This is a genomic window from Adlercreutzia faecimuris (genome assembly GCF_022669055.1).
Classification (GTDB): domain Bacteria; phylum Actinomycetota; class Coriobacteriia; order Coriobacteriales; family Eggerthellaceae; genus Enterorhabdus; species Enterorhabdus faecimuris.
In genome coordinates this window covers 195,561-207,486 of the sequence record NZ_JAJMLW010000004.1, presented here as the reverse complement: position 1 = coordinate 207,486, position 11,926 = coordinate 195,561, and the positions used below count along the sequence as shown (strand labels likewise).

Below are 11,926 nucleotides of genomic sequence, written 5' to 3'. Positions count from 1 at the left end.
GTCACCTCCCTTGCCCTCGCGTCCCAAGGCGTCAGTTCGAGGCCGCGCCCTCACGCACTACCTGCGCGGCGACCTGCTGGCGGAGCTCGTCGAGCATCGCGTCCACCGGGGTGCGCCCCGCCTCGCCCTCGTCCACCACGGTCACCTCGTAGACGACGTCGCGCCCCGCCAGGGGGTGGTTGAGGTCGAGCACCACCTCGAAGTCGTCCACCTTGACCACCTTCGCCGCCGTCGGCTCCCGGTTCTTGGCCGTATCGCCGTACCACTGGATGTACTCGCCCACCGGCAGCGACCGGTAGTCGGGGATCATGCTCACCGGGATGCGGAACACCGCCGCCTCCTCGTGGGAGCCGAACCCCTCGGCAGCCGTCACCTCGACCCGGCGCTCCTCTCCGAGCGCCATCTCGCGCAGCGCCGATTCCAGCCCCCGGGGGACGCAGCTGGCGCCGAACACCACGCGCAGGGGCTCCCCGGAGAGCCGATCCTCGAACACGGTTCCGTCAGGATACGTTCCCCGGTAGCGTATGTCCACCCATGATCCGAGCTCGCGCATCGCGACCATCCCTTCCTTCGTCATGGCGCCGGCGCCGACCCTAGGCCGGGCGCGCGGCCTGTCAGGGGCCCGCCCCTACCCGGGGAAGGCCAGCCCCACCGCCAGGGGCATGTAGAACGTGGTGAACGCGAGGCTTATCAGGACGGTGGGGACCTCGGCCCGCCACATCTGCCTGACGGTGAACTGCCCCGCGTCGTAGGTGTAGGCCCGCAGGATGTCGATGGGCAGCATGAAGCAGATGGTGCCCCACACCACGCCGATGCACGTCATGGTGACGGGGTGGATGCCCGCCACCGCGCCGATGCCGATGAGCGCCGGGATGGCGAGGATGGTCACCGGCGGCCCCGCGGGGATGAACACGCGGATGAGGAACAGCACGAGGCACGCGAGGAACAGCGTGACCGGCATCGGCAGCCCCGAGAGCGCCGTGAAGGCGTTGTCGATGAGCCACTGGATGAGGCTGGACCGCTCGATGACCGTCGCCATGACCATGACGCCCGGCAGCAAGAAGAACAGGTCCCACGAGGCGATCTTCTGGAACCGCTCGGGCACCATGAGGTCGACCCCGGGCAGGTACATGACGATGGCGCCGATGATGACGACCATGGGGCTGCTGAGAATCGGCACGGCCGAGCCGGCGAACCACAGCGCCACCATGCCCAGGAACACCGCCAGGGACTTCTTCTCCGCCGCCGTCCACGGCCCCAGGCTCGTCGCCTCGCGGATCTTGCGGTAGGTGGCCGGATCCAGGGGCTCGGGGCGCAGCGTCAGGCAGAGGAACGCCCACAGCACGATCACGATGAACCACGAGATGGGGATCATGATGAGGAACCACTGCAGAAACGTGATGTCCACGCCCGCCGTGGCCCGCAGAAGCTCGATGGCCACCACGTTGCTCGGCGCCCCCACCGGCGTTATGCAGCCGCCGGCGTAGGCCGCCAGCGGGATGCCGATCATCATCGCCGCGCGCAGGGCCCGGTTCTCCTCCACCACCACGCGCCGCTCGATGCCGAACAGCGACACGACGAACGTGTAGACGATGGTCGCCGCCGTCATGTCGTCGCAAAACGACGAGATGAGGGTGCAGGTGGCAAGGATGACCAGCAGAAACGCCTTGCCACTGTCCTTGGTGAACCGCGTGAGGAACCCCACGAGCCGCAGCGGGATGTTCGTCTGCGAGAGCATGCCCGCCAGGAAGAACGAGCCCAGCACCATGATGCTCGCGCTCGTCATGAACGACTTGAGCGCCTCGGACATGGAATCGTAGCAGCCCACCACCACGCAGGCCGCGCACACGTAGAGCGTGACGATCATCTTGGGGAAGATGTCGAACAGCCACATGATGACCGACGAGAACAGCACGCCGAACACGTGCCAGGCCGGCACGGCCAGGCCCTCCGGCGGCGGGGTGAGCGCGAAGAAGAGCAGGAACGCCATGGCTATGGCGATGCCGACGATGCGTTTCGTCATGTTCCTCCCCCTTATCCCCCTTCCGCTCGGAAGCGGTCGGGCGGTATCCCATCAGAGCCTCCAACGGCCCGGCGGCCCGGGGTGCCCCGGGAGGGGCGCGACGCCGCGTGCGCCCCGCGCCGCGCCGCCGCGCCCCGTCATCGGAGCCCGCTGCCTACCCTACCGAGGGCACCACAGCACCTGGTTGGGCTTCTTCTCGAGTTCCAGGGCGAGCTCCGCCACCGGGCCGAACTTCATCACCTGGGCCAGGCAGTGGTGCACGCAGGTGGGCTCGCGCCCCGCGGCCACCCGGTCGGCGCACAGGTCGCAGAGCTTGGTGGGCACCGGGATCTTGTGCCAGTTCCAGTCGTGGGGCTCGTCGACGAGCCAGGGGCCGTCGTTGAACACCCGGATGCCCCACTTGCCCACCGGGTAGCCGTGCTCCTCCTTGCAGGCCACCTCGCAGGACTGGCATCCCGAGCAGTACTCGTAGTCAATGAGCAGGCCGTAGCGTCCCATGGTTACTCCCCCTCCCCGGCTGCGGGCGATGCGCCCTGGTAGCTCTCGTCCTTGTCCAGACGGTAGAAGTTGTCATCATACTTGTGCTTGGGCATGCCGGGCTGGTCGACGCCCTCCACGTCCACGTTCTCGAAGTCCTCCGGCACCGCCTTGCGGAAGTCGCAGAGCAGGCACTTGTAGGGGGCGCCGAACCCGAGCTTGCCGTTGCGGGAGTGGGGCACCAGGCTGTTGATGTTCGACTTCCACACGCCGAAGAGGTGCGGGGCCTCGCCGTCCTCCTCGGGGAACCACCAGCCGTGCTGGGCGTGGACCAGGCCCGGCTTGACGGCGTTGGTCACCTTGGCCACCAGCAGGCAGAACCCGAACTGGTTCTCGACGCGCACCCAGTCGCCGTCCTTGATGCCCTTGGCCCGGGCGTCGGCCTCGTTGACCTCGAAGAGGGGCTCGGGCACCAGCTCGCGCAGGTAGGGGATCTGGCGTCCCTCGGAGTGGAAGTAGGCGTACTCGCGCGCGCCGGTGGTCAGGATGAACGGGTAGCGCTCGGCCACCTCCGGCGTGGACACGGGGCTGAACGGCGGCTCGACGTAGTAGGGCAGCGGGTCCTCGCCGAAGGACTGGAACGCGTAGGAGTAGAGCTCCAGGCGACCTGTCATCGTGTTGAAGCCCGGCATGCCGTCGGGGCGCAGATGTCCGGTCTCGTACTTGCGGTAGCCCACGACGCGCTGGTGCGTGACCTCCTCGCGCAGCTTGGCATGGTTCATGCCGGTGCCGCCGACGAAGTAGTCATCAATGAACTCCATGGGGGTGCAGGCGTTGTCGCCCGTCCAGGCCGAGGGGTTCACGATGAGCCCCATGTCGTGGTAGTTGTAGAACTCGCCCTTGCACTCCCCCACCTCGATGCACTTGTTGAGCGCGCTGTAGTAGTTGGGCGTGCCGCCGTAGTGGGTCGGCACGATGGAGTCCTGCTCGATGCACGACGAGATGGGCAGGAACACGTCGCACAGCGCCATGGCGGTCGGGGTCATGAAGATGTCGTTGACCCAGTTGAAGTCCAGGTCCTTGGCCGCGTTGTACCAGCGCTTCGGCTGCGCCGAGCAGGTGGGGGCCAAGAGGTTGGTCGACCCGAACCAGATGCCGTGGATCTTGTAGGGGATGTCGGTCTCCAGGGCGTCGAGGGCGCGGTCGGCGTGGGCGCGCAGCATCATGTTCACGTAGGCCGGGTACTCCTCCAATCCGATGACCTTCTCCTTCAGCTCGTCGGGGAGCAGCTTCCAGCCGAGCCCCGCGACCACCTTGTCGCCGGAGCCGTCGAAGATGTCCTGGAGGATGTTGCCGCCGGGCACGTCGAAGTTGCCCGTGATGGCGATGAGGCTCAGGATGCACTGGCCCGCCTGGGCGCCGTTGACCGTCTGGTCGATGGCCAGGCCCCACGCGATGGACGCCGGCTTGGCGTTGGCGTAGGCGCGGGCGGCCTCCTTGATCTCCTCGGCCGGGATGCCGCAGATGTCCGCGGCGCGCTCGGCCGGCATGGTGGCGACGCGCTCGGCCAGCTGCTCGAAGCCGTAGCACCACTTGTCGACGAAGTCGTGGTCGTAGAGGTCTTCGGCGATGATGGTGTCGAGCATCGCCATGCCCAGCGCCGCGTCGGTGCCGGGGCGCAGCTGCAGGTGGTAGTCGGCCAGGGCGCACGTCCAGGTGAGGCGCGGGTCGACGCACATGAGCTTGGCGCCGCGCTTGACCAGGTCGAGGACGGCGTGGCCGAACAGGCCGTCGCCGTTGGACACGAGGGGCTCCTTGCCCCACTGCACGATCATCTCGGGCACCTGGTACTGGGGGTCGTCGTAGCCGCCCGGCAGGCCGCCGGCGAAGTCGATCTCGGGGTAGGGCGCGCCCAGCAGGTACTGGGTGATGGACACGCGCGGCCCGTAGCAGGCGAAGCCGGACTGGGCGTAGCAGCCGTTCGGGGTGCCGAGCGCGCGGTGGGCGCCCACGCCGGCCATCTGGGTCATGCGGCCGGTGCCCGTCATGGCGAGCAGCGTCTCGGCGCCGTACTTCTCCTTGATGCGCCCGACGTTCTCGGCGATGATGCCGTAGGCCTCCTCCCACGAGCAGCGCTCCCACTTGTCGAGCCCGCGGTCTTCCCGCGCGCGCTTCATCGGGTAGATGATGCGGTCGGGATGGTAGGTGAAGTCCTTCAGGGTGAGGCAGCGGACGCACAGGCGCCCCTTGGTGACGGGGTGGTTCTCGTCACCCTCGATGCGGACGAGCCTCCCGTCCTTGACGTAGGTCTTGATGCCGCAGCCCGTGGGGTGGCATCCCGGCGCCGACCAGGCCGCGCCGCGCGTCACCACGGTGCCGTCCTCCTCCGTCCAGCGCCACGGCTTGCCGATGTCGTTATCGAAGTCCATCTTCTCTCCTCTCATGGTATCTCAACGCAATGCCCGGCGTGATGTCCTCGAGGGGCGCGCCGCAGCTCTCGCAGAGCTCCCGCCCGGGGTCGTTCAGCGCGCCGCAGGCCGTGCAGGGCACCTTGGGCACGATGCCCGCCCGCGCCCCCTTGCAGGCCCCGCACTGCATGCAGGCGTAGCCGCACATCCCGCCGACCTTCCGCTACTCGGCCGCCTCGACGGCCGCAAGGTCGCGGGCCACCTGGTCGGACAGCTTCTTGTTCATGGGGTTGAGCAGGGTCAGCACGACGCACGCGATGCCGAAGGCCGCCGGCAGCCCGCTGAACAGGAAGCGCAGCCCGCTGGCCGCCTCGGGCGTGACCGCCGTGGCGTCGAAGCCGATGGCCACCAGGCCGAAGCCGAGCACCGTGGAGCCGATGGTGATGGCCAGCTTGGGGATGAGCGAGAAGAGCATCATCATGAAGGGCTTGAGGTCGCGGCCCGCGCGCAGAGACGAGTAGTCGACGACGGAGCTGTAGTAGGCGATCTCGCAGGAGTGCGCGAAGGCCCAGCCGACGTAGCCGATGCACATGAGCGCCGTCAGGACCACCGGGTTGGAGCCCAGGAAGAACGCGCCCAGGAGGCAGGTGGTGAAGATGCCCACGCCCAGGGCGTAGAGGTTACGCGAGCCCTTGGTGTACTTGGCGACGAACGGCGCGATGAACGAGCCGAGGATCATGAGGCCCGTCGAGCTGGACAGGTACACCGTCAGCATGGCAGCGTCGCCGGCCACGTAGGTGTAGTAGAAGGCCGACAGGCCGCCCACGATCATGTACATGGACGTGCGGCACATGCCCGCGCAGATGAACAGGATGAACGGCTTGCACAGGGTGTAGCGGATCATCTGCCACAGCGACGCGTTGTACTGGTCGGTCTTCTTCTCGGCGCCCGCCTTCGTCTCCTCCTCGCCCTCGTTGATGACGTCGGACTTCTTGCAGGCGGCGGCCAGCTGCGCGTAGGCGATGATGTAGAGCGCGGCGATGGACACGGCGAACAGCGAGTAGCCCATCACGTCGTTGCCCTGGCCGAACAGGGCCACGGCGCTCACCGCCACGAGCGAGAAGACGAACTGGCCGGCCGAGTTCAGCAGGTTGCGCGTCGCGGAGTAGGCGATGCGGTTGTCCGGGTCGGGCGCCAGCAGGGGCAGCACGCCGTTGTAGGCCGTGTAGGCCAGGTTGAAGCAGAGGTTGTAGCCGAAGCACGTCACGCCGAACCAGATGGCCTGGCCCATGCCCGTGAGCCCCAGGTCGGTGAAGCGCATCCAGAAGAACAGGCCGCACAGGATGGCGCCCATGACCAACCACGGGCGGAACATGCCGTACTTGCCGCCGAAGAGGCGCAGCTTCTGCATGATCGCGCCCAGGAAGGGCAGCGATATGGTGTCCACCAGCGCGGTTATGGAGAGCACGCTCGCCATGAGCACGGTGTCCAGCCCGGCCGTGCCGGTCAAATACACCGCCCAGAACGTGCTGATCATGGCCGTCATCATGGTGGAGAACATGATGCCCAGGCCGTAGCGGACGGACATGACGCTGTAGCCCACGCCCTTCCCCTGGCTCGCCTCCGGCGCGGCCGCCGCGCCGTCCTGCTCAAGCGCCCTCTCCCCGGCGCCCTCGACGATCGGTACCTTTTCCTCAGAGTTTCCCATGGTGATCCCTTTCGCTTAACGGGCCGTCAATCCCCTCAAAACCCGGTGCCCCTCCTTTCGCTCGGGTGGCTGATGGCGGCAATATACCCTGCGGCCGCGGGCCCGACGGGGGTCAGAGGGAGGACGTGGGAGTTGTCAAACGTGCATGGGAGTTGTCCAAGGGCGCCGCGCGGGCGGAACGCGGGGCGGTGCGCGCGAGGCGCGGGGATGGCGCGGGGCGCAGACGCAGGGCGAGACGCGGAGACGACGGGAGCGAGGCGCGGGGCGGCCCTACCGGGCGCGGCCCCGGAGCTCGGCTATCAGCGGGTCAACGACGGCCAGCCCGATGGCGTCGAGCCGCCCATCCATCACGTATCCCCTGATGAAGCTGCGGATGCTGCGCGCCTGGGCCTGGTCGTCGCGGTAGACGAGGCAGTCGTAGAGGCAGTACTCCCCGCTCTCGCCGAGGGGGATCACGCGGTAGGGGCCGTAGGAGGCCGCGTCCTCGCCCTCCATCGCCACGAGGGCCGCCGCGCGGCGCCGGCTCACCAGGCTCAGCGTGAGCGACGGGTCGTCCACGCAGGAGAGCACCCGCGGGCCGATCCCCCGGCTGCGGCACGCGGAGAGGAGGGACGCGTGGCGGTAGCAGTGCCCCCGCGAGACCACCAGGCTGCACGACCCCAGGTCGGCCAGGGAGAGGCGGTCGCGCCCGCCGAGCGGGTGCGCGGAGGCCACCAGCACGCCAAGCGGGCGACGCCCGAAGCACGCCGTCCCCAGCCCCTCGAAGCTCAGGCGGTCGCACCGGGCGAACGCCAGGTCGAATCGCATGTCGTAGAGGCCGCGCAGGCAGCCCTCGGGGTCGGACTCCTCGATGAACGCCCGGGAGGCGATGTCGTCGTCAAGGGGGCCGCGGGCCTTCGCCCCGCGCGGCAGGAGGCACGAGTCGATGCTGACCCGCGTCTGGTTGCGGTAGTCGTCCGCGGCAACCGAGAAGTCGCGGATCATCTGGTCGAACTCGCTCACCACGCGCTTGGCCTTCTTGGCGAACAGCTCGCCTTCGGGGGTGAGCCGCGGCCGGTTCCCCTCGATGACGAACAGCTTGCGGCGGAACTCCTCCTCGAGGCTCTTGATGGCATGGGTGATGGAATGCCGCGTCGTGTAGTGGATGGCGGCGGCATGGGCGTAGTTCAGGCACTCGCTGGCGGTCACGAAGTATCGCAGTTGCTTGATGTCCATGGCGCAATTCTAGCATCCGCCGGTCAGGGGCGACTTTTTCGCCGGTGTCAGTTTTTGCCTGACGCGGTGGCAGGAAGAACCTGATTTCGCGGCGCGGCGGCCGTTCGTACACTGGTCGTCAGGAGGGGCCCCGGCGAGGGCGCCCCGCACGATGGAGGAGAGCCGGCGAAAGGAGAGGCAATGCCACGATGCCCGCGACCTATCAACGAGGAGCTCTACCGCGACGAGTGGATCTGGCAGGAGGGCGAGTACACGGTCTACCGCAACTGCCAGTACACGGCGCCCGGCTGCCATAACGGCTGCGGCGTGCTCCACTACGTCAAGGACAACAAGCTGGTCAAGATAGAGGGCGACCCCAAGGGCGCGCTCTCCAACGGCCGCCTGTGCATGCGCTGCCTGGCGATGGAGGAGATGGTCAACCACCCGTTCCGCATCTATAACCCCATGAAGCGCGACCCCGCGAAGCGCGGCGACGACGACGCGTGGGAGGTCATCACGTGGGATGAGGCCTACGACCTCTACGTCGAGAAGGCCGAGGAGATCCTCGGCAAGTACGGCAAGAAGTCGTTCTGCATCCTCGGCGGCACGGGGCGCAACACCACCTGGCAGTTCGCCGCTCTGGCGACCACCGTCATGGGGTCGCCGAACTACACCTTCGGGTTCCTGAGCGGCAACTCCTGCTACGTCCCCCGCATGAACGTGTGCTTCTGGATGGGCGGCGACGTGATGGTAGCCGACTGCGCCCAGTGCGTGGAGGAGGGCTACGACCATCCCGACTACGTCAACCCCGAGGTGTGCGTCATCTGGTGCTGCAACCCCATCGTGTCCAACGCCGACGGGTTCTTCGGCCACTGGATCGTCGACCTCATGCGCATGGGCACCAAGCTCATCGTCATCGACCCGCGCCTGACGTGGATGGGCGCCCAGGCGGAATACTACCTGCAGATCAAGCCCGGCACCGACGGGGCTCTCGCCCTCGGGTGGATCAACGTCATCATCGCCGAAGACCTCTACGACCACGACTTCGTCGAGAAGTGGACCTACGGCTTCGACCAGCTGGCCGCCCGCGCCGCCGAGTACCCGCCCGAGCGCGTCGCCGAGATCACGGGCATCCCCGCCGACCTCATCGTCGCCTCGGCGCGGCGCTACGCCACCGCCAAGCCCGCCTCCGTCCAGTGGGGCCTGAAGTTCGACCAGTTCAAGAACGGGTTCGGCGCCGCCATGGGCTGCGCGGCCCTGTGGGCCCTCACGGGCAACATCGACGTGCCCGGCGGCAACATCGTCGTGAACACCGGCTTCATCTCCGGCGACGCCCGCCGCATGTTCTCGGGCATGAAGAACACCGCCGGCGAGGAGTTCGACATGACCGAGCGCCTCGGCCAGGACGAGTTCGTCGTCGAGCAGATGGGCCTCGAGCCCCAGGCGCACCCCGACAGCCTGCTCAAGGCCCTGGAGACCGGCGAGCCCTACCCCATCAAGTTCCTCTTCGAGCAGTCGTCCAACTTCCTGGCCAACATGGGCGCCGACCCGCAGCGCCTGCTCGCCGCCGTGCGCACCGTGGACTTCTTCGTCGTCACCGACTACTACATGACGCCCACGGCCGCCGCCTGCGCCGACCTGTTCCTGCCCATCGCCATGAGCATCGAGCGCACCGGCTGCCGCAGCATGTTCAACCCCACCCGCGCCATCAGCCCGGTGGTCACCACCAACGCCCACACCGACGAGGACATCGTGCTCGACATCGGGCACCGGCTCAACCCCGAGGGCACGCCGTGGGCCAACGCGACCGAGTTCTGGGAGGACGTGCTCCACAACATCCGCGACCAGGCGGGCAAGCCCTACTACCCGCCGGACTTCACCTTCGACGACCTGCGCGAGAAGATGTACATCTGGGAGCCGTTCGAGTACCGGAAGTACGAGAAGGGCCTGCTGCGCTCCGATGGCCAGCCCGGGTTCTCCACCCCCACCGGCCGCTTCGAGTTCTACAGCCTAACGGCCGAGGCCGCCGGTGGCGACCCGCTGCCCCACTACGTGCCCGAGCCGAACAAGACGGCCGACCCCGAGGCCTTCGAGGAGTACCCACTCTACCTGACCACCGGGCGCCGGTCCTGGGAGTTCTTCCACAGCGAGCACCGGCACCTCAAGTCGATGCGCGAGTTCCACCCCTGGCCGCGCGTGGAGATGACCCAGGAGACCGCCGACAAGTACGGCATCCAGGAAGGCGACTGGGTACTCATCGAGAACCCGCGCGGCTCCGTCCGCGAGAAGTGCGTCATCAACCCGTCCATGCACCCGGACACCATCATGGCCGAGCACGGCTGGTGGTACCCCGAGCGCCGGGACGACATCTCGGGCGACAACCCCTTCGGCGTCTTCGATTCCAACATCAACCAGCTCGTTCCCATGGAGGACTACGGCCCGCTTGGCTACTGCGCACCCTACGACACGCAGATGTGCCGCATATCCAAGTGCACCGACTACCACCCCACCTACGATCCGGGCTACTAATCAGACGCCGAGCGAGAAGGGACAGAAGATGGAGAACACGAGATACGGCCTGCTGATCGACTACGAGTTCTGCACGGGGTGCCACACCTGCGAGACCGCCTGCAAGGTCGAGCACGGCTTCGAGACGGGGCTGTGGGGCATCCAGCTGAAGGAGATCGGCCCGCAGCAGATCGGCCCCCGCAAGTGGGACTGGCACTACCTGCCCGCGCCGACGGCGCTGTGCGACCTGTGCGCCGACCGCGTGGCGGAGGGCCGCTGGCCCACCTGCGTGCACCACTGCCAGGCCCAGGTCATCGAATACGGCCCGGTGGAGGAGCTGGCGGCGCGCATGGACAAGCAGTTCATGGTGCTCTACACCCCTACCGCGTAAGACCCCTCCGGCCGGGGCCGCGCGAGCGCCCCGGCCGGCCGCCCTCCCGCCCGGCATGATCGGGCGGGAGGGCGGCGCTACCCGAGAAAGGACGACGATCATGTGCTTCAGACCAGCTTCGGTGGACTTGGACAAGACCTGCCCCGCGTGCGGCGAGAAGGTGGCGCTCCTCGACAAGACGTGCCCCGCGTGCGGCGCGGAGCTGCCGGTGGGGCTGTCGGCGCCGGGTGCGCCAGCCGCCCCGGGTGCGCCAGCCGCCCCGGGTGCGCCGGGCGATCAGGCGTAGGGCGCGGCCTGGCGGGTGAGCGTCTCGCAGAGCCTCCGGGCGAGGGCGCTCACCTCCGGCGAGGCGCCCGCCAGCCGGACGACCGACTGGTGCAGCACCTTGGGGAAGTCGACGACGGGCACGGCGGCCACGGCGCTCGAGGCGAACTGGCTCGCCGAGGTGCTCGGCAGCAGGAACACGCCGGCGCCCTCGGCGACCATCCCCGCGATGAAGGAGTGGCTGCGCGGCACGATGGTCAGGCGCGCCCCTGCGCTGCGGCAGTACTCGGCCTCGCGGGCGCCCGCCAGCGTGTCGGCCTCCAAGGCCAGGAGGTTCTGCCCGGCGAAGTCCGCCGAGGTGAGCCCGCGCTTCCGGGCGAGCGGCGAGGCCGCGGACACGCAGGCGAAGGCGCGCGGCTCGGCGCCGCCGACGGGCTCGGCCGCGAAGCGCCGACTGCGCGAGCCGACCCACGTGACCGCCACGTCCAGGTCGTTATCGCCGAGGCGGCTCAGCGCCGTCTCCGACGAGCAGTCCACGATGCTGATGGCGAACTGGGGAAACTCCGATGACAGGCCCACGATGCCGCCGAGCGTCTGCGTGCTGAACAGGAACAGCGGCAGCCCGATGCGGACGGTCTTGGGCTCGGGGTCGCTTCCCTTGAGGCCCTCCAGCAGGCTCAGCCACAGCGGCTTCAGGACGAAGAGCCGCTCGGCCAGGTAGCGCCCCTCCGGCGTCAGGGCCACGCCCGCGTGGCTCCGCGCGAACAGGCGCACGCCCAGCTCCTCCTCGAGCCGGTTCATGGCTTCGGTCAGCGCCTGCCGCGACAGGTAGCTGCACTGCGCGGCCTTCGCTATGCTCTGCTTCTCGGATACCGCCAGGAAGAGCTCCAGGGTACGCACGTCCATGGCCATCGCCCCCTCGGCCCGATTCTCGCCCAGGGCCGCCCCCGACG

General features: G+C 68.3%; 11 protein-coding genes. 3 read left to right on the top strand and 8 right to left on the bottom strand.

Annotation, left to right across the window (positions count from 1 at the left end; translation table 11 throughout):
* Nucleotides 1–31: 31 nt before the first annotated feature.
* From LPT13_RS11110 to LPT13_RS11080, 7 genes are all read right to left on the bottom strand, one after another.
* Nucleotides 32–562, bottom strand: a complete 531-nt coding sequence (locus LPT13_RS11110) for an FKBP-type peptidyl-prolyl cis-trans isomerase (RefSeq protein WP_242166460.1) — start codon at nucleotides 560–562, stop codon at nucleotides 32–34.
* A 66-nt stretch (nucleotides 563–628) separates the two neighbouring features.
* Complete coding sequence (locus LPT13_RS11105) at nucleotides 629–2,023, bottom strand: SLC13 family permease (protein WP_242166459.1); 1,395 nt, start codon at nucleotides 2,021–2,023, stop codon at nucleotides 629–631.
* Nucleotides 2,024–2,182: 159 nt separating this feature from the next.
* Entirely contained in the window at nucleotides 2,183–2,521 is a 339-nt protein-coding gene (locus LPT13_RS11100; RefSeq protein ID WP_242166458.1) for a 4Fe-4S dicluster domain-containing protein, read from the bottom strand.
* 2 nt (nucleotides 2,522–2,523) lie between these two features.
* Nucleotides 2,524–4,929, bottom strand: a complete 2,406-nt coding sequence (locus LPT13_RS11095) for a molybdopterin-dependent oxidoreductase (protein WP_242166457.1) — start codon at nucleotides 4,927–4,929, stop codon at nucleotides 2,524–2,526.
* A complete protein-coding gene (locus LPT13_RS11090) occupies nucleotides 4,916–5,116 on the bottom strand; it encodes a hypothetical protein (protein WP_242166456.1) in 201 nt (66 codons plus the stop codon). Before LPT13_RS11090 ends, LPT13_RS11095 begins: the two co-directional genes overlap by 14 nt.
* Before the next feature lie 15 nt (nucleotides 5,117–5,131).
* On the bottom strand, nucleotides 5,132–6,616 hold the full coding sequence (locus LPT13_RS11085) for an MFS transporter (RefSeq protein WP_242166454.1): 1,485 nt from the start codon (nucleotides 6,614–6,616) through the stop codon (nucleotides 5,132–5,134).
* A 270-nt stretch (nucleotides 6,617–6,886) separates the two neighbouring features.
* A complete protein-coding gene (locus LPT13_RS11080; protein ID WP_242166452.1) occupies nucleotides 6,887–7,831 on the bottom strand; it encodes a LysR family transcriptional regulator in 945 nt (314 codons plus the stop codon).
* 180 nt (nucleotides 7,832–8,011) lie between these two features.
* Between LPT13_RS11080 and LPT13_RS11075 the strand changes: the two genes are divergently transcribed.
* From LPT13_RS11075 to LPT13_RS11065, 3 genes are all read left to right on the top strand, one after another.
* Entirely contained in the window at nucleotides 8,012–10,339 is a 2,328-nt protein-coding gene (locus LPT13_RS11075) for a molybdopterin-dependent oxidoreductase (RefSeq protein ID WP_242166451.1), read from the top strand.
* 28 nt (nucleotides 10,340–10,367) lie between these two features.
* Nucleotides 10,368–10,709 carry a 4Fe-4S binding protein gene (locus tag LPT13_RS11070; RefSeq protein ID WP_242166449.1) on the top strand — a complete coding sequence of 114 codons (342 nt, stop codon included), beginning with the start codon at nucleotides 10,368–10,370 and terminating at the stop codon, nucleotides 10,707–10,709.
* 100 nt (nucleotides 10,710–10,809) lie between these two features.
* Nucleotides 10,810–10,995, top strand: coding sequence for a zinc ribbon domain-containing protein (locus LPT13_RS11065; protein WP_242166448.1), 186 nt, complete (start codon nucleotides 10,810–10,812; stop codon nucleotides 10,993–10,995).
* Here LPT13_RS11065 and LPT13_RS11060 read toward each other — a convergent pair.
* Nucleotides 10,986–11,879 (bottom strand): LysR family transcriptional regulator, encoded by an 894-nt coding sequence (locus LPT13_RS11060; RefSeq protein ID WP_242166447.1) that lies wholly within the window; start codon nucleotides 11,877–11,879, stop codon nucleotides 10,986–10,988. The genes LPT13_RS11065 and LPT13_RS11060 overlap by 10 nt on opposite strands.
* Between the last annotated feature and the right edge of the window lie 47 nt (nucleotides 11,880–11,926).

Coding starts and splice junctions, on each gene's coding strand:
- LPT13_RS11075 (WP_242166451.1), top strand. CDS start 8,012: ATGCCACGATGCCCGCGACCTATCAACGAGGAGCTCTACCGCGACGAG.
- LPT13_RS11060 (WP_242166447.1), bottom strand. CDS start 11,879: ATGGACGTGCGTACCCTGGAGCTCTTCCTGGCGGTATCCGAGAAGCAG.
- LPT13_RS11070 (WP_242166449.1), top strand. CDS start 10,368: ATGGAGAACACGAGATACGGCCTGCTGATCGACTACGAGTTCTGCACG.
- LPT13_RS11100 (WP_242166458.1), bottom strand. CDS start 2,521: ATGGGACGCTACGGCCTGCTCATTGACTACGAGTACTGCTCGGGATGC.
- LPT13_RS11085 (WP_242166454.1), bottom strand. CDS start 6,616: ATGGGAAACTCTGAGGAAAAGGTACCGATCGTCGAGGGCGCCGGGGAG.
- LPT13_RS11110 (WP_242166460.1), bottom strand. CDS start 562: ATGGTCGCGATGCGCGAGCTCGGATCATGGGTGGACATACGCTACCGG.
- LPT13_RS11095 (WP_242166457.1), bottom strand. CDS start 4,929: ATGGACTTCGATAACGACATCGGCAAGCCGTGGCGCTGGACGGAGGAG.
- LPT13_RS11105 (WP_242166459.1), bottom strand. CDS start 2,023: ATGACGAAACGCATCGTCGGCATCGCCATAGCCATGGCGTTCCTGCTC.
- LPT13_RS11065 (WP_242166448.1), top strand. CDS start 10,810: ATGTGCTTCAGACCAGCTTCGGTGGACTTGGACAAGACCTGCCCCGCG.
- LPT13_RS11080 (WP_242166452.1), bottom strand. CDS start 7,831: ATGGACATCAAGCAACTGCGATACTTCGTGACCGCCAGCGAGTGCCTG.
- LPT13_RS11090 (WP_242166456.1), bottom strand. CDS start 5,116: ATGTGCGGCTACGCCTGCATGCAGTGCGGGGCCTGCAAGGGGGCGCGG.